This is a genomic window from Peribacillus sp. FSL K6-5616 (assembly GCF_038008245.1).
Taxonomy (GTDB): Bacteria; Bacillota; Bacilli; order Bacillales; family DSM-1321; genus Peribacillus; species Peribacillus frigoritolerans.
The window spans coordinates 2,073,699-2,095,794 of sequence record NZ_JBBOYT010000001.1 but is presented as its reverse complement, the minus strand read 5'-3'; the positions used below and the strand labels follow the sequence as shown (position 1 = coordinate 2,095,794).

At 38.5% G+C, this 22,096-nt stretch carries 18 protein-coding genes; 5 read left to right on the top strand and 13 right to left on the bottom strand.

Features of this window, described 5'->3' with window-relative positions; translation table 11 throughout:
* The first annotated feature begins 100 nt into the window (after nucleotides 1-100).
* Entirely contained in the window at nucleotides 101-1,330 is a 1,230-nt protein-coding gene (locus MHB45_RS10090; RefSeq protein WP_340907821.1) for a glycosyltransferase family 2 protein, read from the top strand.
* A gap of 900 nt (nucleotides 1,331-2,230) precedes the next feature.
* On the opposite strand, the gene MHB45_RS10085 is transcribed toward MHB45_RS10090, so the two are convergent.
* On the bottom strand, nucleotides 2,231-2,602 hold the full coding sequence (locus MHB45_RS10085; RefSeq protein ID WP_048684454.1) for a cyclic-phosphate processing receiver domain-containing protein: 372 nt from the start codon (nucleotides 2,600-2,602) through the stop codon (nucleotides 2,231-2,233).
* Nucleotides 2,603-2,920: 318 nt separating this feature from the next.
* On the opposite strand from MHB45_RS10085, the gene MHB45_RS10080 reads away from it, so the two are divergent.
* Nucleotides 2,921-3,100, top strand: a complete 180-nt coding sequence (locus MHB45_RS10080) for a hypothetical protein (protein WP_048684456.1) — start codon at nucleotides 2,921-2,923, stop codon at nucleotides 3,098-3,100.
* 186 nt (nucleotides 3,101-3,286) lie between these two features.
* Here MHB45_RS10080 and MHB45_RS10075 read toward each other — a convergent pair whose 3' ends face one another.
* Complete coding sequence (locus MHB45_RS10075; protein WP_072272992.1) at nucleotides 3,287-4,072, bottom strand: FadR/GntR family transcriptional regulator; 786 nt, start codon at nucleotides 4,070-4,072, stop codon at nucleotides 3,287-3,289.
* 529 nt (nucleotides 4,073-4,601) lie between these two features.
* On the opposite strand from MHB45_RS10075, the gene MHB45_RS10070 reads away from it, so the two are divergent.
* Together MHB45_RS10070 and MHB45_RS10065 are read left to right on the top strand one after the other, a co-directional pair.
* Nucleotides 4,602-5,990 (top strand): FAD-binding oxidoreductase, encoded by a 1,389-nt coding sequence (locus MHB45_RS10070; RefSeq protein ID WP_048684458.1) that lies wholly within the window; start codon nucleotides 4,602-4,604, stop codon nucleotides 5,988-5,990.
* A 4-nt stretch (nucleotides 5,991-5,994) separates the two neighbouring features.
* Complete coding sequence (locus MHB45_RS10065; RefSeq protein ID WP_340907817.1) at nucleotides 5,995-6,969, top strand: bile acid:sodium symporter family protein; 975 nt, start codon at nucleotides 5,995-5,997, stop codon at nucleotides 6,967-6,969.
* Nucleotides 6,970-7,063: 94 nt separating this feature from the next.
* Here the strand turns inward: MHB45_RS10065 and MHB45_RS10060 are convergent, their stop codons facing one another.
* Nucleotides 7,064-8,095 (bottom strand): acyltransferase family protein, encoded by a 1,032-nt coding sequence (locus tag MHB45_RS10060; RefSeq protein WP_072272990.1) that lies wholly within the window; start codon nucleotides 8,093-8,095, stop codon nucleotides 7,064-7,066.
* A 751-nt stretch (nucleotides 8,096-8,846) separates the two neighbouring features.
* On the opposite strand from MHB45_RS10060, the gene MHB45_RS10055 reads away from it, so the two are divergent.
* A complete protein-coding gene (locus MHB45_RS10055; protein WP_048684465.1) occupies nucleotides 8,847-9,488 on the top strand; it encodes a glycosyl transferase in 642 nt (213 codons plus the stop codon).
* Nucleotides 9,489-10,839: 1,351 nt separating this feature from the next.
* On the opposite strand, the gene MHB45_RS10050 is transcribed toward MHB45_RS10055, so the two are convergent.
* From MHB45_RS10050 to MHB45_RS10005, 10 genes are all read right to left on the bottom strand, one after another.
* Nucleotides 10,840-11,187 (bottom strand): hypothetical protein, encoded by a 348-nt coding sequence (locus tag MHB45_RS10050; RefSeq protein ID WP_048684466.1) that lies wholly within the window; start codon nucleotides 11,185-11,187, stop codon nucleotides 10,840-10,842.
* Nucleotides 11,188-12,059: 872 nt separating this feature from the next.
* Nucleotides 12,060-13,067, bottom strand: coding sequence for an NAD(P)H-dependent flavin oxidoreductase (locus MHB45_RS10045; RefSeq protein ID WP_072272989.1), 1,008 nt, complete (start codon nucleotides 13,065-13,067; stop codon nucleotides 12,060-12,062).
* A gap of 71 nt (nucleotides 13,068-13,138) precedes the next feature.
* Complete coding sequence (locus tag MHB45_RS10040; RefSeq protein WP_072272988.1) at nucleotides 13,139-15,028, bottom strand: sigma-54-dependent Fis family transcriptional regulator; 1,890 nt, start codon at nucleotides 15,026-15,028, stop codon at nucleotides 13,139-13,141.
* Nucleotides 15,029-15,235: 207 nt separating this feature from the next.
* Nucleotides 15,236-16,012 carry an acetoin reductase gene (locus tag MHB45_RS10035; RefSeq protein WP_072272987.1) on the bottom strand — a complete coding sequence of 259 codons (777 nt, stop codon included), beginning with the start codon at nucleotides 16,010-16,012 and terminating at the stop codon, nucleotides 15,236-15,238.
* A gap of 19 nt (nucleotides 16,013-16,031) precedes the next feature.
* Nucleotides 16,032-17,414, bottom strand: a complete 1,383-nt coding sequence (gene lpdA / locus MHB45_RS10030) for a dihydrolipoyl dehydrogenase (RefSeq protein ID WP_072272986.1) — start codon at nucleotides 17,412-17,414, stop codon at nucleotides 16,032-16,034.
* Between the two features lie 16 nt (nucleotides 17,415-17,430).
* Nucleotides 17,431-18,651, bottom strand: coding sequence for a dihydrolipoamide acetyltransferase family protein (locus tag MHB45_RS10025; RefSeq protein WP_072272985.1), 1,221 nt, complete (start codon nucleotides 18,649-18,651; stop codon nucleotides 17,431-17,433).
* A gap of 104 nt (nucleotides 18,652-18,755) precedes the next feature.
* Nucleotides 18,756-19,790: an alpha-ketoacid dehydrogenase subunit beta gene (locus MHB45_RS10020; RefSeq protein WP_048684476.1), complete on the bottom strand. Its 1,035-nt coding sequence runs from the start codon at nucleotides 19,788-19,790 to the stop codon at nucleotides 18,756-18,758.
* 21 nt (nucleotides 19,791-19,811) lie between these two features.
* Nucleotides 19,812-20,804, bottom strand: coding sequence for a thiamine pyrophosphate-dependent dehydrogenase E1 component subunit alpha (locus tag MHB45_RS10015; protein ID WP_048684478.1), 993 nt, complete (start codon nucleotides 20,802-20,804; stop codon nucleotides 19,812-19,814).
* A gap of 328 nt (nucleotides 20,805-21,132) precedes the next feature.
* The gene (locus tag MHB45_RS10010) at nucleotides 21,133-21,675 is read right to left on the bottom strand and encodes an NADPH-dependent FMN reductase (protein ID WP_048684481.1); all 543 of its coding nucleotides are present in this window, start codon (nucleotides 21,673-21,675) and stop codon (nucleotides 21,133-21,135) included.
* A 74-nt stretch (nucleotides 21,676-21,749) separates the two neighbouring features.
* Complete coding sequence (locus tag MHB45_RS10005; protein WP_048684483.1) at nucleotides 21,750-22,073, bottom strand: antibiotic biosynthesis monooxygenase family protein; 324 nt, start codon at nucleotides 22,071-22,073, stop codon at nucleotides 21,750-21,752.
* Nucleotides 22,074-22,096: the final 23 nt, after the last annotated feature.

Sequence of the window (22,096 nt, the reverse complement as noted above, 5' to 3'; positions counted from 1 at the left end):
TTTTGCTTAACCTTAAACTAGCATCATCCCAATTGACATTATCCTTTTTGTTTTGTCATTTTGTTAGGATTTATAAGCTACATTAGCGAGGTGTACCTGTGTGAAAGCAAGTATTATTATTCCGTCTTACAATGCATGTGAACGTCTTTATTATAATCTGCTATCCCTAAATCTTCAGGACTATCCCCATGAGCAATTTGAAGTCATTGTCATCGATAATGGTTCTACTGACAGTACTGCCAAAATGCTATCGGAATTTTCAGCGAGTTTCCGACTTGAAACTGTTAGAGTAGCTGAAAATAAAGGTATTGCATATGGAAGAAACCAGGGTATTTCAAAAGCGACAGGAGATATACTCATTTTTCATGACAGTGATATGATTGCTGAGAAAAATTTTGTCAGAAAACATTTGGAAGCACATCATAATGAGAATACGGTAGTTTGCGGATTCATTTGGAAGGAGATTTTCACCTATTATTACAAAAATTTTGAGGATTTCAGAATCTCCGAATTTAATAAAGTAAAAGATCGATTTCACTACCAATCCATGGATTTCGATCAAGATATACTTCAATTGATTCCTCCAGAAAAGATCACCGATGGCAGTTTCATAAAATATAGCTTCGGAAAAGACACGCCCTTTATCGATTCTTTAGAAAAAGTCATTCAAGAATTTGGATCAGACCTAAAACGATACCATTTGCCTTGGAGGTTTTTTATCACCAATAATTCATCAGCACCTAGAAAAAAAGTAATAGAAGTCGGCATGTTTGATGAAAAGATTGTGAATTGGGGTTTTGAGGACTATGATCTTGGGATTCAGCTATATAAGTCTGGTTGTAAATTTAAACTCTCGAATATTGTAAACGTCCATCAGGCACATCCAAAAAATTACATGAAAGGGGAGGCCCTTAAAAGCTTTGAATATATATGTAATAAGTATAACGATATTAGACATATTGATATTGTTCTCGCTTGCATATGCACATTTTTGCGTGGTTCCCTATCCATTGACGAAAAAGAGTTGAACCATATCGTGGAAGATCTTTATATTCTTCAAGAAATAGGTAAATACAATAGACTGTTGAGTTATTATCTAGAACTCCTCCAAATGAAAAGGAAATCCTATTTTAAAATGGGAGATAATAAATTAAAAGAAGCGCCAAGTGCTGGCATGGAGGAAAGTGAATTAGAGGAGCAGATCAATGAATTGTTGGAAACATATGAAATACGACATTTCGCACATGCACTTTTAGACTTGCGAAGGGATTTAAAAAAGAATTTAACAGAAGGAGACAGAAGTTTTAGAGGGCACTATAAATCCGAATAAGGTAAAGGTTGACTAGTAAAAGTGATTATGTCATTTTCCATATCTGATCAAAGAGAGGGCACTGCGCTCTCTTTTTCGCATGATTGCCGGGTGTAAGATCACGGAGGGCACACGTAGATTACTGGTCCTTTGTTCGAACTTATATGATCTAAGTTAGACCTAAACCTGTTTCTTCGTTTTTGGTGGAAAAGAACGTTGTTCCTAGCAGATTTAATTTATCTTCAGATATTCCTACTCCTGTATCAACTCACTTTTATATGAATCTCTCCATTTTTATAATAATGTTCAATTCTAATTTTCCCCTTGCCTTGAAATTCATCCATTGCCTCAATTGCATTCTTCAACAGGTTAAAAAAGGGTTTTAGAAATAAATTACTCTCTAAATTTTTCTCTCTGTATCACTTAGAGCCCATTCTATTTCCACCTTATAAAGTTTTTCTTGGAATAAAAACAAAATAGAAGCTAACTCCTTACATAAATCACTGGGAACAAAGGGTTCCTCATGTAAATCAGGTTTAGAAACGGGTAATGGATTTTGCAGAGCTTCTAATGCTTTTTTCTAATTCAGCTTCTATCGTATCAAAATAAGGATGAGTTTAGCTCTTTATTAATAAAAAACTATAACTAAATAATTTGGATATTTTCTTATCCAACACAGGGGTTCGATTGATACATATTCAGGAGAAGCTAAGGTAAAATTTATTAGTCAAAGAAAAAATACAAAAGGGCACCTCTAAAGTTGCCCTTTCGAACTATTATTTTTCTTGCCTACTGTCTATTGGGAATTAAAGTAAAAACAAGGTAAATATATGATTCTGAATCCAGTTTTACCAATCCAATAAACTGGCTTAAAAATGAATAATCATGGATGAAATGTGACAGAGAGGTGGAGAGTTGAGTTTACCTTATTTCTTTATAATGTTGCAGAACCCTTGGAGGGAAGAATTTGAGGGGCAATGGTCGTAAGGATACGATAATGGCAGGGGGCATAGTTAAATTCCGTTGTGCTTGCTTTAAACAGTTGTACATCGCTTTACCGCCAACTGAATTGGCAGAGTGAATAGTAATGCGATTAGCAAATAGTTTTTCTTTCACCATCTTTTGAACAAGCATAAAACCATTCCTGGTTTTATTTAATAAATCATGGTCCAAAGAGAGATGTTCAATATCAAAGTTTTGCAATAGCTCTAAACATTCGTCAATAGTCTCGACTAACACATAGCCATCCGGTGCTTTCCGATAGTCATCCAAAAAAACGCTGATTTTCTCCATTTCCTTCACTCCTTTGCTTATGCAAGTGTGACTAAGAAAAGTCAATTAAACCCAAGAAAATATGGTTTTATCTATTAAGTCTAACACAACAAGGTAAGAAGGGGGCATATTCGACGTTTAATACTACTATACGACAACCTTTTTTAATAAATATTCTATATAATGATCGTCGTGCTACTTCAACTAACGGATCTATATTATAAGAAGAAACTGTAACTGAGCAGTCCCTTGTGAATATAGTACAAAACATCCATTTATAAGTTAGTGATTGTAATAATTTGGGTAAAAGGTAATATCTTGACTAAAAGGAGAAGTGATATGTTACATCCAGAAGAGATTTACCTTATATTAAGGGACAAAACGCTGCTGTTGGAGTTAAAGGAACAAATTAATGACTATCATATGTCCTACTTATCAATGATTAATGATCAGCTTTCATTGATTGATAATGTTCTAAAAGAATGTAACATTGATTCCTTCACTATGTCAAAAGGATAAAACCAACATTTACTTATATAGGGATCAATTTTTTAACTATAATTAACCAGCTTAGCGCCCTCAGAGAAAGGCGCTTTTTTAATGGGCAAAACAGTGTCAATTAATAGGTCTTGTTTAAAAAATCAATTAGCTAATATTTCTGAGGTATAACTCCATGTTCTGGTTAGTTATATTGCAAGCGGAACTTTATTTTTCACCTACAGCATTGTGAGGCTGGTCTTTTTCATTTGGATAAGCAGCAATTTTTACTTCTCCAATGCTTTCAAGTGTAGCCGCAGCCATCTGCTCTCTAATGCGAATGATATGGGCATTCATTAGTTGCTTGGCTTTGTCCGCGTCCTTTAATGCGATGGAATAGTAGATTTCTTTATGTTCTTGAAGCGTTTCTTGAAAATGACCTGGTTTTGCGAAACGATGCCGTCTGGTGGCACGAATCGTATTTTTCATTTGGTCACTTAGAGTATGAACCAATCCAGCATATATGGAATTATTTGTGGCTTGTGCAATACTATGGTGAAAAAGCAGATCTGCTCGCAAGCCTAATTCTTCATCATGTTCCGAACGTGCCATTTCTTCCAGAGCTTTAAGGATATTTTGTAAATCAAGAGAGTTTGCTCTCTGCGCAGCAAGAAAAGCACACTCCGTTTCAATTACTCGACGGACTTCAAGCATTTCATAGACCATGTTGTCCTCAGCCTTGATGATTGAGGTGGATAGCTGTTCAATCAGTGATTTAACATCAGATTGTCTGATAAATGTTCCATCACCTGGTCTAATCTCAATGACTCCGTTAATCTCCAATACTCGAAGGGCTTCCCTGATTGATGTTCGACTCACTTTAAAACGGTTGGATAATTCGCGTTCAGGCGGTAATTTATCTCCAGGTTTCAATTCACCGCTAATAAAAGATTCCTTAATCTGATTGAAGATGATTTCGTACACTTTGGGAGATTTAACTGGTAGTGAATCCATTACTTTCTTCACATCCTTCCATGACAACCCTTACAACATGCTGGTACGACTATTAGTGAAATCATTCTAACAAGCATTCATTTATGAAGCAAGGGGATAATCCGCAATATTAAAATTAAAATAAATAACTGTAGAAAAAATCTGATATTTTAATTGGTTAGACCAATATTGTAAAAATATAATGGTCTAGATTCAGTCAAATTATGTTCACATGGCTATTAAAGGTCATTTGGTTTTTGTTATAAGGATGGAAAATTAACTATAAATATTGAGAATAAAGCATTTTTTTATGGAGAAAAGTATAAAACGGATAATTGTTGAAAAAGTCAAAAAATTTAGTATAATGAAAATTGGTTAGACCAATTATCCGATAAATGGAAGCGTAATCATATAAAGCTATTAAGGAGGGGGATACCATCTCTTGATACTACAGTTGAAGAAAAGAAGAAGAAACTAAATCTTGGTATAGGTACGACCAAAGTTTTTGATATGGCAGAAACGGATGATAAACCAGAAAGAAGGAGAATAGATGGAAGCGGCTAGTGTAAATTTAATCAACGATTTAAAGCAAATCCTTTCGGAAAGTCAAGTAACGGAAAACCAGACAGTAAGAGAATTGCATGCCAGAGATGAATCCTATCATGCTGTAAGTCTTCCTGATATCGTTGTATTTCCGGAAACAGCACAGCAAGTCAGTGAAGTTGTGAAATTGGCAAATAAGTACAAAATCCCGATGGTTCCTTTTGGGTTGGGATCAAGCCTCGAGGGACATGTCATACCGTATAACCATGGCATAACTATTGATTTTTCACTAATGAATAAAATCCTGGAAGTGCGTGAAAACGATTTTCTCGTAAAAGTTCAGCCTGGCGTAACGCGTTCGCAACTAAACAAAGAATTGAAAAAATACGGTTTGTTTTTTTCCGTTGACCCGGGAGCTGATGCTACTCTTGGCGGAATGGCAGCAACAAATGCCAGTGGAACGACATCAGTTAAATATGGTGTGATGCGTGATCAAGTCCGTGATCTTGAAGTGGTACTTGCAGATGGTTCGATTATACATACTGGCAATTTGGCCGCTAAATCGTCATCAGGCTACCATCTAAACGGCCTTTTTGTTGGTTCAGAGGGAACGCTTGGCTGCTTTACGGAATTGACGTTAAGAGTTTACGGAATTCCTGAGCACGTCATGGCGGCAAGAGCATCATTTCCGACATTGAACCATGCGGTGGAAGCTGTTGTAAGCATTTTGCAGTCAGGTGTTCCAATAGCAAGGGTGGAACTTGTCGATGAACCATCAATGAAACAGGTTAACCTTTATAGTGATACAAGCTATAACGAAGCAGCTACACTATTTTTGGAGTTTCATGGTAATGAAGCCGGGTTGAAACATGACGTAGAGTTCACTAAAGAAATAGTAGCTGAACATAATTGTTACGATATTGAATTTGAAACAGATAATGCTGCCAGGAACCGCCTATGGGAAGCTCGCCATAATCTTGCCTATGCTTATATTCATGGCAATCCTGGGAAAAAACTGATGGTGACTGATGTCTGCCTTCCGATTTCAGAGCTGTCCGGTGCCATTCACCATGCAAGGGAAGCAGTTGATTTACTGGGCCTTACCGGTGGGATCGTCGGTCATGTAGGCGATGGAAATTATCACGTACTCTTAATGATCGATAACAATAATCAAGAAGAGATTAAAAGAGCTGAACAGCTAAATGAACAAATTGTCCTGTATGCCCTTGAACGTAAGGGAACATGTACTGGCGAACATGGTGTTGGGGTCGGTAAACAAAAATATCAGGAAAAAGAACATGGGAACTCACTGTTTGTGATGGAAAAAATCAAATTAGCCCTTGATCCCGATAATTTATTAAATCCAAATAAAATATTAATGCTAGAAAGAGTGTGATGGAATGAAAGTATTAGAAGCATTAAGCGCAGTAGCCGGAAAATATTTTGCTGTTTGGGTTATCTTAATATCCGTCATTGCCTTTATTTTTCCTGAGCCATTTTTGGGATTGGGCGGATATATTACAATATTGCTTGGCGTTGTCATGTTTGGAATGGGGCTCACTTTGAAGGCAGTTGATTTTAAAATCATCATTACTAAACCACTGCCCGTGATAATTGGAGTTTGCGCCCAGTTTATACTTATGCCATCTGTAGCATTCCTTATTGCCAAACTCATGAATTTGCCAGCCGAATTAGCTGCAGGTCTGGTATTGCTTGGCTGTGTACCAGGAGGAACAGCCTCTAACGTGATGGTATATCTTGCAAAAGGGAATGTACCTTTATCGATAGCTATGACTTCGGTATCAACTTTACTGGCCCCAATCATGACACCACTTCTTCTGCTTTTGCTGGCAGGACAATGGATGCCGGTTGATTTTTTTGATATGTTTAAGTCCATTGTACAAGTCATCCTTCTTCCGATTGTTTTAGGATTGGCCATTAAGCGGTTTTTCCCAGTAGCAGTTGAAAAAAGCTTGACCGTTTTACCACTTATTTCGGTAGCAGCCATTATAACTATTGTAAGCGCAGTAGTCTCAGGCAACGCAGCTAGCATTGCTGCTTCCGGGTTCCTTATTTTTACTGCCGTGATGCTTCATAACGGATTTGGGCTACTTTTTGGTTACTTAGCAGCAAAAGTGCTTGGACTTGATGAAGTGAATAGAAGAGCGATTTCGATTGAAGTGGGCATGCAGAACTCCGGGTTAGGTGTTGCGCTTGCCACTGCACATTTCGGCCCGCTGGCAGCCCTTCCAAGCGTCCTGGCTGCTGCATGGCACAACATATCCGGACCAATTCTCGCGACTTACTGGTCAAAAAAACATGCTGGCGACAGTATAGAGAAAGCGCCAGTTCATCCGGCGGAGACCAAGCTTTAATTATATGTAATAGAAAAAGAGATCCCATGCTCCCAGCAGGGATTTTTTTGCTGTCTATAAAATCCCTGCACTAAGTAAGGGTTTTGATTTTCGACTAATTGCTTGTTGCCATTTTGCTTAAACGCCTTTTGAAATATTGAAGTAGGTCATAAGAAATGTAAGACATCGTAATTATAAGGAGAGTCTCAAATAGTTTTAAGAATAAATTGTCAGATATATGATCCAGTCTTAGTGCCGATATAATTAAATCAAAAATATCGATGAAGACTACATGAACAATGTATATACCTAGAGCTCTTCCTCCTACTTTAGTAATGAACAAATCCTTCCCCAATGTTTTATTATTTAATGCAAATAAAAAAAGAAATGCAGTTAAACAGATAGTAGAAATAAAATATTCCCCATGACTTCCCGATAATATCTTTTCTAATAAGTATCCCTCTACCACTTGGATAATAAAGAAGATTAAAATTAATGATAAATTGGTTTTGGCTGTTATTGCTCCTGACTTTTTAAAGAATTTATCATCCGCAAAGAAGAATCCCAAAGTTGTATAAAAAAGACCAATGAATAAAGCATCCCGTGTACTCAGATGAAGATCATAGAACACCGAATACGATTGTCCGAAAAGACCTAACAAGTTGAATATTAAGCTAATGGTTAAAAGAAGCCTTGCTTTTTTTAACTTTAAAAAACCGAATAGAATGATAACACTCCAAATTAATGCGGTTAAAAACCACAATTGGTATCCGCTAGTCCCAGTTCCGTAATATATAAGGTCAAGAAAAGAAAAATGATTAATGTATTGCGCAAATTCCTTTGGTACATCGGCAGCATCTTTATAAAGAATTAGAACATCATACATCATATAAAAGAAGAGCCAGCACAAATACAGTTTCAAGATTTTTATAATATACTTTTTAAAATAATCAAAGGAATCCCTTTTATGGATCATCTTTTGACCGAACAAATAACCAGATGCAGTAAAGAAGAATGGCACCGCAAACCTTGAGAAGTTATCGAGAATAAATAGACCAATTTGGCTATCCCTCGGGAACACATGAATGACTACAACAGATAATATGGCAATAAATTTAATAAAGTCAATCGCGTTATTTCTTTCCATTTGTTCACCCTTTTCATAACACTTTTACTATCATTGGTTGTTCCCTATATTATGTACACCAAAGAAAAATTTATTTTTCTCTTTCTCTTTCTGATTCCAATTACAAGATACTGTAAAACTTAATTAATGAACGGCTAATCGTTCAGGAGGGTGGACTGTTTGTAGTAGTAGCTTCACTATACAGATAGTAATCAAATGAATGCCTATGTTCTTGTTAATCTGGCCCTTACAGAAGAAACCCCTGTAATCAAAGCCTTTTGACTAAGGGAAATGTGGGGACTTTCTGATTGCAACTTGCAAATTGCAACTTACAAATTGCAAATTGGTATTTAATTATCATTGCTTGAAGCACTACACACATGCTGGACCATAAGCCCTGCTGATATAAAAAACATTTAATTTTTGCCTCTAAAAGAAGGATGAAGGGGGAGGAGGCGTTCTTATTTTCTACTTTCTCTATTAACTTGCTCCCATATTAAATTCACTAATTCTTTGCGTCTCATTCCTGAATTTTCAAGTAATTTAAACATTAATTCATCATATTTCAAGCACCAATGCGACGTAGTTGTGTCTGTATATTAATATCATGATTGATGACCTGATTTTATACAAAACAGCTTACATTGGACGATGTGAGTCCATCTAATTCCAATTTAATATAAACATGGTAAGTACGAGCAATTTATGCATATAAAAATCGCATATATCAATAATAAAAAGGAACTTTTTAACTTTGGGAGGAGATGGTTTTATGAAAAAATTATTGTTGATGGGATTTATTTTATTATTTCCTCTAAACATGGTGGCCGGAACAACTAGCGCTTACGCTAAGCCACAAGTACAACGTATTAGCCAATCTGAGGTAAACTTCGAAAATGAATTCAGGAGACTTTGGATTGATCATGTATTGTGGACAAGTAATTATATAACAAGTGCAACCACCGCTGGAGCGGAGGATCAAACACAGGTACTGGCTAGACTTCTAAAGAATCAGGAGGATATTGGTAATGCTGTAAAGCCACTATACGGAGAGGAAGCTGGTAACAAACTTACGGATCTGCTTAAGGAGCATATTGTTATAGCGGGAAAGATTGTAGATGCGGCTAAAAGTGGAAATGATGCTTTGGTGAAACAGCTAAACAAGGAATGGTATAGAAATGCTGATGAAATTGCAGCTTTCCTTAGCGGTGCCAACCCCCATTTAAAAAATGAAGATCTAAAAAATTTCCTGTATATGCACCTGAAATTAGTGACAAATGATTTATCTGCAAGCTTAGCAAAAGAATGGAACGCTAGAATCATTGCAATTGACGAAGGGGTCACACATATAATCTTAATGGCAGATACTATCTCTGCGGGAGTTATAAAGCAGTTTCCGGATAAATTTAAATAATAATCTTAAGAATCCTCCAGCATTCTGTTGGAGGATTCTTTCATGTTGAGAGAGGAATTGATTATGTTTATATAACTGGTTCAATCAAATGCGCGCTGGTTGCGTAACTGCATTATTACACTGAACTGCACCGTTACTTTAAGAACATTCCTTCACAACCTCTTTTATAAAAGAGATTTCTTTAGCATCATGCCAGTGCATTATGAACGCTTTAATGACAACTGAAGAAAGGTAAATTTCACTTTTCGAATTATTAAGGGTATGGGGATATTTCTCATTAGTTAATAATCAGTGGAGTAGAAGCTAAAACAAATAATAAAGTAGATTAATCCAAAGACAGCAGGTTTGTGTTTGTGTCACTAAATTAATAAACACAAAATCTACTGTCTTTTTAATTTTTTGACATTATGACTCCACTAGTGTATAACCAAAACCAACACGTTCAGTAAATCGGAAAAAGCCCACAGCATTTAGGTGTAACATATAGGTATCCATCATTAGTAGTCACAAAAATCGCCAACTAGCTGCCAAAGTCATTAAATAGGAGCAAGAAGAGCCCTATACCGAACATAAAAAAACCTATATAAAACTGAGGAGAATGTGCTGTGAAATACCATGAAAATTAAATTCTGCAGTTATGGGAAAAAGGCAATATTTAGATTTATGAATGGGGTATTTTGTGAATATTTGTGAATTATTTCGGGAATAAGGAAATGAATCAAATAATAAACGGTTCAACAAGGATATTTATCAATTAGATAATAATTTTAAGAAGAAAGTCTTGACAGGAATTTAGAATTAATCATAAAAGGAAAATAAAGAAGCTAAAACATTCGTAAAAATATTTTCCGTAATGGATGACTATAATCAAGGATTGTCGTTGTTAAAAATGTTTAATAGTTGAGGGGCGGTAGACATGAAAGGAAAGGAACATTTTTATTAAATATTTTTTCTAGTTTACATAATATATATTATAGGAAGTTGTATTTTTAATGTTTATTTTGTCTCATATCTTAAGAATACTTAACTTAGTGAGACAAGATGCAGATTTTTTATATTTAATCATTGCCATTATTTATCTATAATTTTTTTATTAATCAGTCATTGTTAACTTATACTTTAAAACGTAAATAAATATTGTTCCAATTAAAATGATTGATCTTCAATTAAAAATTCGGTTTAAATTCGCAATAAGATTTGGATTTAAGCTAATTTCACATCAGTTACGGTCATTAAAATTTTCTTGATTTATATATTGAATTTTAATTTATCTGCTAATTGTTAACATATTTCGTTTTCAGTCATTTTTATGCTATAGATCGGATTATTCAATTAGTATTTATCATTTTAGTCATTTCACTCTAAGGATCTCTAATTGCTTGGTTGTGGTAATTAAATCTATTGTATTATTTCCCTTCATGTATAAAACTGAAGCGCCCTCACTTTTCCCCTTTTTCCATCCATTCGCTTTAAGGGCCATTGCATATCCATATGGAATGCCGTCTTCTTCAGAAGCCCTTGACCATTCATATCTATTCCCTTGTTCATTTAACTGAACCAATTCAGCATTTTTAGGTACAGGGAATTCATTTAAATCTTCTGTAGCTGTGTATAAAGATATAGAAATTGAGTAATAAATGATTGCCCCTCCTATTAAAAAAGCAGCTAGGGTAAGTGCACAACTAATCTTTTTCTTCATATTGCTCCCTCCTTTCCTTTCCTAAAGACCTATTCAAAGAATCGTCATCTAATATTTCTGCTGTAATCTAAATATCCCTGCTTTATTTACATAATTTATCATTTTTATTATTCTTATATATAAATTAAATGGCTAAATGAGAAAAATCACGGGTTAACACTCAATAAAAATTATATAAATATAATTTACCTTAATGACAATTCAATAGGTTTTTTATCATGAAAGTTCCGCTTTCCACCTGAAATTGATGATAGATCCTCCATTTAGCCACACATAATCTCCTATAAGCTTTCTTAATTAACCCCATAGCAGCCTATAGCATGAATAACCTTTAAAAAATGTTTTAAACTTAATGATGCTCAATCCGCCATCGAGTTTTGCTGTACAATAACAAGCATTGACCGCTTTCATATGTGCAGCAAACGTTATAAGGCAAATCAAATTTGTTTAGAGCCACACCTACTTTCAGCAATCATTTCTTGTTTCTCATGAGAGAAATAATATCGTAAAAGTCGATTTTTACATTTTATATAAAAAGGTTTAAAAGTTTCAGGAATTAAATATGCCAGAAGAAATTAGAATGGTTTTAAGATCTCAAGCTTTAATAAAAATGTTATGTAAACACTCACGAAATGTTAATTACCTTTTTCTTTGGTTTTTTACTTGTGAAAGTCTTTATTAAGAAGCTGCTGAAAGTTAGTTAGCAAGTAATTGATGGGCTATGTAGCTTTATTCTATTGAATTGACCTTTCTCGTTAGCGTTATAAATCATTCTTCTGATATAAATAACGGTCATGCATTTTTGAAAAAGTCTATTCTTGACCACGTATGGAACTTTATGTTTAATAGATAAAAAAAGGAACACGAAATCACTATTGATCGCATGTTCCAGTTAGGTTATTTATGTTCGAATGGATTCGATACGGCTTTGGACGAATTCGAACGAGTTTTTTTGCTTCTTGGACGATTTGTTTGATCAGTTCATTGACGGTCAATATTTCTTTTATGAGTCCTACGGATTGACCGCATGACCAGATGCCTCCGTCTAAATTTCCTTCAAAGTAAACTTTCTTGCTTCTTTGTCCCGTAATTAGCGGAATCAATTCCTCTATAGTGGCACCTTCATTTTCAAGTTTGTCCACTTCTTTACTGACGGCATTTAATGCTACACGCGAAGGACTGCCTATATTCCGTTGGATGACGACCGTATCCGTTTCATTGGCCGATACCATCCACTGCTTCACGTTTTCATGAATCGGTGCTTCTTGCGTTGCCATAAAGCGAGTCCCCATGACGATACCTTCAGCACCGAGTGATAAGGCGCTGATAAGGCCCCTCCCATCCGAAAATCCCCCTCCAGCTATTACTGGTATATTTACAGAGTCAACGGCTCTAGGGAGCATGACAAGCGTTCCTACATCCCCCATGCCTGGATGTCCTCCTGTTTCATTCCCGACAATAATAATGGCATCGACTCCTAATTTCTCTGCAGACACAGCGTTTTTGACGTTCGCTACCTTATGTAACACGGTAAAGCCGTGCTCTTTAAGTCTGGGCATTAAACTTTCTGGGCTTCGGCCACTCGTTTCAACAATTTTCACATCTTCCTCAATTAAAATATCGATGAACTCATCATTCGGGGTTGCCGTTTGACTTGGAAACAGGTTCAGGTTGACAGCAAAGGGTTTCTTGGTCAAAGTTTTAACTTTGCGTATTTCATCACGGAGACCCTCTGGTGTCACCTGTGTTTTCGAAGTGATGATACCAAGTCCCCCCGCTTCTGAAACAGCGGCTGCGAGCGGGGCTCGGCCAACTTGAAACATCCCGCCGCAAATAATCGGATATTCAATCCCCAATAATTCTGTCATTCTCGTTTTCATTTGCCATACCCCTTTCATTTTTCAAGGATTTCTATAAGTCTGCTTTTCTTACATAATGTACACACGCATGTCTATATACCATACTTATGGAGCCGCTTGTAAAATGTACTTCTTGGTATATCCATCAGCTTTGCTGCAGCAGTGACATTTCCTCTTGATTTTTGTAATGCCTCTATCATTAGATCCCGTTGAATTTTTTCACGGATCGTCAGTTCATTTCCCTTGATTCCTTTTTTACCACCAGGTTCCTCCCATGCAGGGAAATCATCATGCTGTGTAACCGGCTGTGAATGCATGGAATTCAACACTTTAACATAATCCAGAGGTCCTTCTGCTAGTAAGATGGTCAATCGCTGAAGTACATTCTGCAATTCTCTAATATTGCCTGGCCAATTGTACTCCTTTAAACGATTCAATAATTCTTCCGTTAATGGAATATTCCAATTATTCTTCGAACACAAGTAGTTGACTAGATAAGGAATATCTTCAATCCTTTCCCTTAAGGGAGGTACATGAATGGGGTAAACGTTCAGCCGATAGTATAAATCCTTCCGAAAGGACCCTTCATTGACAAGCTCTTCAAGATTACGGTGTGTTGCAGTGATAATGCGAATATCCAATGATATGCTTTTTGTGCCGCCGATCGGAACGATTTTTCTTTCCTGAAGAACACGCAGTAAGGCAACCTGCATCGCTGAAGGGATTTCACCGATTTCATCGAGAAAAATGGTTCCTCCATTTGCCTGCTCGAACTTCCCTTTGTGACCTTGCCGTTTAGCACCTGTAAAAGCGCCCTCAACATACCCGAATAGTTCACTTTCCATTAAATCCTTAGGTATGGCTCCGCAATTTATCGTGACGAACGGTCCTTTTTTGCGGATGCCATTATCATGAATAGCCTTGGCAATAAGCTCTTTCCCGACACCTGTTTCACCGGATATATACACATTTGCTTCTGTCGGTGCAACAAGCTTCACTTTACTTAATGTGTTATGAAAGGATTCACTAATCCCTCTTTCCCCTTCGAAGGCAAATCTTTCTAAAGGCATTGAAGCAGGAAAAAGCCTATTGGCTTCACGACCATGATTCTCCGATAAGAATAAACACTTACCGGAAATCCTATTATCCTCTTTGGATAGAAGCGGATTTTCCTTTACGATTCGATATCCATGATTTAACAGATCGGCCAACGCCATACCAATGGATTGAGGAATTTTTTTGCGAACCTGTTTACTGGCGGAGATTATCATTTGTTTATGATTACATACGATAAAAGGCAAATCTGGATAGGTTTCTGCAAGTTCTATCGAGTGCTGGGTCAGTGCCAGCTCCTTTTTATAGGAACGCATTCCCATTTCCTGTTCGATCGTATATGCCAAATTGGCTACCATCCCCAGCATGGAGGGATGGAAATATTCTACTGGACATGATATATCCAAAACTCCCAATATCTTACCGTCTTCATTTAATATGGGCATCGCAGAGCAACTCCATTTGTGCGAGGCAATCGAATAGTGCTCGGTACCTTGGATCATTACGGCTTCACCCGTTTTCAAAGCTGTTCCAATTGCGTTCGTTCCGACCTCACCCTCCGTCCAGCATACGCCCTCCACAAAATTTATTTTTCCTGCCTCATCGAGGATTTTCTCGTTTCCGGAAAGTGAAAGGACATACCCATCCGGATCGACCAATAAAGCCATCATTCCAGATTCTTTTATCGATTGATTCATCCTGGATAATTGGGGTGATGCCACTTCTAATAGGAAGGAGTTTTTTTCTCTTTGAATGTCCAATAATTCATCCGTCAAAATATGTTTGCCTTTATTAAGGTATGGGTTGACTTGATCTTTTTTGCAGCGATACCAGGATTCCATTATTCGCTTGTTCAGACGATTTGAATCGAGAACCCCTTCACTGACAAAGCGTTCCCATATACGTAGATAACAACTGGTGGATAGCATATAATCCTCCTCTAATCATTTGGTTTGAACCTTCATTTGACCAGTCAATCTAGAGGAAAAATACCATGGAGTAATAAAATAGGATGTTATTCGAGGTCTTTTTAATTATAGTAGATTATGTATTCGCTTACAATATATAGATTGAGTTTACAAAAAAAGCATCATGTGATCATTCACATGATGCTTCTCCATTTAAAACAATAAAGTTTATGAAAAAATAACTCCTCCATCAATCATGATGGATTGACCTGTCATATAATCCGAATCCGGTGAAGCGAGGTAAGAGACGAATTTCGCTACGTCTTCTGGGGTTTCGGAGCGTCCTAAGGTTATGGAATCTGTAAACTTTTTAAATGTTTCCCCTTTAGCAAGATTCATATATTGACCCATTTTTTCATCGATTAAATCCCACATTTGCGTCCCGACAATTCCTGGACAGTAGGCATTCACCGTAATGCCAAACTGGGCTAATTCCTGTGCTGCTGCTTGTGTAATTCCTCTTACGGCAAATTTCGTGGCCGAGTATGTACCTAGTAAGCTAAATCCTTTATAACTGGCGATGCTGGCAGCACTTATGATTTTCCCGCCTTCTTGCTTTTTCATTTGTTCTGCCGCGGCTTGCAGGCAAAAGAGGACACCATTTACATTTATATTGAAAATCTGTTCAAGATCTTCTTGAGTTACTTCCAATAGAGGCTTTATTTGTGCAATTCCTGCATTTGAAACCATAACATCCAGTTGTCCAAAACGTTCCACAACTTGATTCACCATTTCGAATACTTCCCGTCTATTGCTTACATCCGCTTTAACGGCAAAACTTTCACGTCCAAATTCCCTTATCTCATTCACGACCGATTCAGCCGTATCCAGATTGACGTCGTTAATGACCACATTCAATCCATCTTGAGCTAATCTTAAAGCAATGGCACGTCCGATACCACGACCTGCACCAGTGACTATCGCCGTCCGTTGACCGCTAGCCATACAAATTCCCCCTTCAGTTTTAGCAATGCACAGCTTGACCAACAACATTTAAAAGAGCTTCATGTATGGCTTCCGACAAGGTTGGATGCGCCGCCACTAAATCTTCCATCATATCTGCCGTTATTTCTGCATGCAGCATGATCGTTCCTTGTCCAATCAATTCTGTTGCATGCTGACCAACAATGGAAAAACCTAAAATTTCATTATATTGTGGATTCACTAGGATTTTGACCTTTCCTACCGGTTTATTGGAAAGGACAGCTTTCCCATTTGCCGAAAAAGCGAATTCACCTACTTTTATTTCACCATATTTTTGACGCGCTTCTTTTTCGGTCAAGCCTACACTCGCAATCTCGGGGGAGGTATAAATGCAGCGAGGGATTGCCCGGTAATTCACTTGTGCAAATTGACCGCAGGCATTCAGGGCCGCCACACGCCCTTCATGAAAAGCTACATGGGCAAGTTGGATGCCCCCTACCACATCACCGCAGGCATAAATCGATGGATTGCTTGTTTGCATTCGATCATCCACCGAGATGCCAAGTCGGGAAAAATCAATATCGTTTTCCTCTAAGCCTATTCCGTTCACTCTTGGTCTTCTCCCTATAGATACGAGTACGTAATCAGCTTGCATTTCTTCCAATTTGCCATCGCTATTCTCTAAATATACTGTTTTACTGGTTGCATTGATGTTTTTGACAGCTGTGGAGGTATGGACCGTAACGCCTTGGTTTTTCAATTCTTCATGCAGTATGCTCGTGATATCCTCATCTTCCCCTGGAAGCAGCTTTTCCCCCATTTCGATAACGGTAACCTCGGCGCCCATCCTGCTATAAATGCTGGCAAATTCACATCCGATGACGCCCCCTCCGACAATTAGCAGGGAATCGGGAATGGCAGGAAGTGACATGGCATGACCACTGTGAATGATCCATTCACCATCAAACGGCGCAAAAGGTAGTGGAATCGGTTCAGAACCCGTTGAAATGATGATCTTACTTGCATCAATCACTTCATTTTCATTTCCGTTCTCGATCCGCAGTCGATTGCTTGAAAGGATAGAAGCTCTGCCCTGTATAACTTTTATTTTATTCTTACCCATTAAATATCGAATGCCGTTCACTAGTTTAAAGATGACCTCTCTTTTTCGTTCCTGTACGGTATCCCAATCGACTTCAATCGAATGGGGGGAAAGGCGAATTCCCATTTGCCCGGCATTTTTCACCAAGTCATACGTATCGGCACTTTTCAATAATGATTTCGTTGGCATGCAGCCTTCGTTTAAACAGGTTCCGCCGAATGGCCCATCGACTACCAATATGACCTCCTTATCCTGCTGGGCAGCAGTGATTGCCGCTACATACCCTGCAGGACCACCGCCTATAATAACTATACGATTCAAGGCTTTCCCTCCTTTTCTATAAAATAACGGTGATCGGCTCTTCTAAATACCGTTTTAGTGTTTGTAAAAAGGCAGCAGCGGGTGCTCCGTCCAGTACACGGTGATCAAAAGTTAAACTGAGTGGCAAGATCGTTCTCCTCTCCAATTCTTCACCAATATAAAGCGGGGTATCGTAAGCAGAGCCAATTCCAAGTATCCCCGTTTCCGGAGTATTGAGAATGGGTGTAAAATGCTCAACGCCAAATGCCCCGAGGTTACTGATTGTAAAAGTGGACCCTTGCATGTCTTCAATTGGCAATTGACCGTCACGTGCGCACCGGGCCAACTCCTTACCCTTATTCGATAACTGTCTTAGGGTACAATTTTCGGCATTTCTTATGACGGGAACCACTAGTCCATTCTCCAATGCCACCGCTAATCCAAGATGGATATGCTCATACAAAATGATGTTATCTTCAATATAGGCACTATTCATTTTAGGGTGCTCTTTAAGTGAAAGCACGACAGCCTTGGCAACAAAGTCCGTTATAGTCAATTTAGTTGAGTCGTGTTTTTGCAGTGTTTCTGTAGCCTGTTTTTGCAAAATGACTAGATCAGTGACATCAACTTTCATCGTTAGCGTTAATTGGGCACTGCTTTGCAAGCTCTCTTTCATACGTTTGGCAATGATGTTCCTCATTCCCATAACAGGAATCTGCTGCTGACTCTCTATAGCAGGTTTGGGCGGAACTATTCTTTTTTCTGTATTTACCGGGATGGAATCCCTTTCCTCAATTACTTTCTGGACATCTTCTTTAGTGATTCTTCCTCCTGGCCCGGTGCCTTCTATCTTTTCAATGTCAAGATTCGCTGCCTGTGCCATTTTTCGTGCAACCGGAGTGATCATCAATCGATCTCCCATTGGCAAAGTGGGGGACTCTTTTGTTTTCGGCTTTTCTTGTTCATCAATTTTCAACTGGGTCTCTACAGCAACAGGTTCATCGATCTTTATTTTTTCATTCGGATCTCCGATATGACAGATAACGGTTCCTGGAGGTACTCCTTGTCCTTCTTGAACAGCTATATTCAGAATCGTACCTTCCGCTGGAGATTCAATATCCATTTCTATTTTCTCTGAATTGATGCTGGCTATTGCTTCACCTTTTTCGACTGGATCCCCAACAGCCTTACTCCATAACGAAACAGTGCCTTCTTTCATTGCCATGCCCAATTTCGGCATTACCACTTCGACAGCCATATCTAATTTCTCCCTTCATAATGGTTTGTTTGTCCATCATTGGTTTTGTTGCTCCAACTTTTGCAGTTCAATGCAAAAAAGCTGGAGCATGCATCTGGATTTATTTACACTCCTAGAATGGAAGGTTCCCCTAATAATTCTGAAACGACTTGTATCACTTTTTCTGATGTAGGAAGGTACAAATCTTCAAGCGGTGGAGAAAAAGGGACAGGTGTATGTGGTGCCGTAATCCTCTTAATTGGCGCATCGAGCGTATCAAACCCCTTATCCGCCACCAGTGCGGCAATATCCGTTGCAACGCTGCATCTTGGGTTCGCTTCATCGATCACGATCAAACGATTTGTTTTTGCCACAGAGGAGAGAATCGATTCTTCATCCAGTGGTGACAAGCTCCGCGGATCGACAATCTCAACTTCAATGCCTTTAGCTGTGAGTTTTTCAGCAGCCTCCATCGCGGTGTGAACTTGTTTACCGATGGCAACGATTGTCAAATCCGAGCCTTTCCTTTTCATTTCAGCTTTACCGATTGGAATTGTATAGTAGCCTTCCGGAACCTCCCCTACCATGTTGTATAGCGTTTTATCTTCAAAAAAGATGACGGGGTCATTATCTTCAATGGCTGAAAGTAAGAGCCCTTTTGCGTCATAGGGGGATGAGGGAACGACGACCTTCAATCCAGGAATGCTGGTGAACAAGGCATAAAGGCTTTGTGAATGCTGAGCTGCAGCCCTGAACCCTGCACCATGCATCGTACGGATCGTCACGGGAACCTGTGCTTTACCGCCAAACATATAGCGGAACTTCGCACCTTGATTCAATACTTCATCCAAACAGCTGCCAATGAAATCGTTGAACATTAACTCGGCAATCGGTCGCAAGCCTGTCGAAGCGGCTGCCATGGCCGCTCCCATATATCCTGCTTCCGCAATGGGTGTATCAAGGATTCTATCCCGGCCAAATTCTTGAACCAATCCTTTCGTGACACCTAAAACCCCCCCCCATGCTTCGTCATCCTGCAAATGATCGACCTCTGCACCGCCGGCTACATCTTCTCCCATAAGGATGACATTTTCATCTTTTCTCATTGCCATGGCCATTGCTTCATTTATTGCCTGTGACATACTGATTTTTCTACTCATCTCAATTCCTCCTTTTATAGTTTAATAAGATACATAAACATCGTTTAATAAATCGGATGCCTCTGGATATGGGCTATCTTCACTGAACTTGACTGCTTGTTTAATAGATTCCGCAACGGCATTCTCAAGAGAAATCAGTTCTTTTTCCGCCAGCAGATTCTGATTCAGCAAGTAATTCCTAAATAGGGCAATCGCATCTTTCTCTTGTTTATGCTCCTTTTTGTCTTGTTCCTTTTTATACTTCTGTGCATCTCCCTCGAAGTGGCCATAATTACGATAAGTAACGCATTCGATCAATGATGGGCCTTCTCCCCTGCGAGCCCTCTGAACGGCTTCTTCAGCAGCCTTATACACAGCCAATACATCTTTCCCATCCACCCGGACACCCGGGATATTGTAGCTTATCGCACGATCGGCTATCGTTTTACAGCTAGAAGCATAGTCGAAAGGCGTGGCTTCCCCATACCCATTATTTTCAGCGATGAATATTACGGGCAGCTTCCAGATTGCCGCCAGATTTATCCCTTCATGGAATGTCCCATGATTATTGGCACCGTCACCAAAAAAACATACACTAACGTGATCGGTCTTTTTATATTTGGCAGTTAATGCTGCACCGCATGCGAGCGGAAAGCCTCCACCGACTATCCCGTTTGCACCTAACATCCCTTTATCCAAATCGGCAATATGCATGGAACCGCCTTTTCCTTTGCAAAGCCCGGTCACTTTTCCATAGATTTCAGCCATCATCCCGTTTAGGTCGCATTCTTTTGCAATACAGTGGCCATGGCCTCTGTGGGTGCTTGTAATGCTGTCCTTTTCGGATAGATGGGCACATACACCAACAGCAACCGCTTCTTCCCCTGCATATAAATGGACAAACCCAGGTAAAATCCCTTTTGCAAAAGATTCATGAACTTGGTCTTCGAATTTTCTGATCTCCAGCATTTTCTTGTACATCCAATAAGCTTTGTCCTGTGATAACTTTATTTCATTCGATTGAACCGTTTCCATTTTTCAGCCCCCAATCAGTAATAGCGAGTCAATCTTATATAGTGCAATTGCCGTGCCAAAATGGGAGGCGATAAAATTAGGACTTTAGCTATTTTCAGCAGAAACAAAACGAGACAAAATGAGATTGCTGTCTCGTTTTGTCTCGTTTTGTTTAAAATATACGATCCGAATTCACTTATCACTGAAGTGAAAAGATGGTTTGAATGTAGAGGCAGCCTGTTTAAGGAGTAAGCTCTTTATGCACCATTTATTTAGGTTTCAGTACTTACTAACATGAATTTTTGTTAAATAGTTAGAGAGGAAGGACCTAGCTAGTAAACTATCAAGCTTAACGTAAATTTTTTAGCGCACCGCTCCATGCAATTGTTTGATCTAGCATTGCATGGACATTACCAAGGTGTAAATCAGCTGGTTTAAACGTTTTGAAGTTTTCAAAGTCTGTAAATAGCGATAATGTTGGATTTACACGAACGTCCGCAACTAGTAATTCCCCTAATATGCCACGCAAATGTTCGGCTGCACGGGCTCCGCCGGTTGAACCATAGCTTACGATGCCCGCAGCTTTGTTGTTCCATTCATCACGTGCGGAATCAAGTGCGTTTTTTAATGCCCCTGTAATGCTGTGATTATATTCTTGTACGATAAACACAAAACCATCCAAGCTAGAGAGTTTTTCTGACCAAGCTAATAATCCTGGTTCTTTACCAGTGCCTTCTCCAAAAAACGGCAATTTGAAATCTGCGATATCGACGATTTCATAAGTTGCATCTTCTCGTTTATCAGCTATTTCTTTAACCCAATTTCCCACTTGTGGACTTACGCGTCCTATTCGTGTGCTTCCTAAGATAATTCCAATCTTTAATTTTTCCAACGTTTTCGCCTCCTCGTAAAAACTGACTGGCCAATTAATTGTTTTAAGAATATAACCTTTATAAGTTGATGGATTTACATATTTTCAATCTCTTCCACTAACGTGTAGTACCCACCTTCTGTATCTTCAATCAGATGGTTTATTTTGTTAAGATGTTCTCTGAATTCACTTTTTTCTAACCAATTTTTATGAAAATCAATACTCTCAAAGGTCGTTACCATAATTGCCTTATCATTATCTACAGAACGATGCCAACGGCTGCTGATCCAACCGGGAACACCTTGTGATCCCTTCTTGAAATTGAGCAGTTCTTCAGCTTGGATAGCAACCAATTCATCTAGTTTGCCTGGTTTAGCTGTAAATACATTAATCCATACTATTGTATTACTTGATTTCATATTCATAATCTCCTGTCATTTAA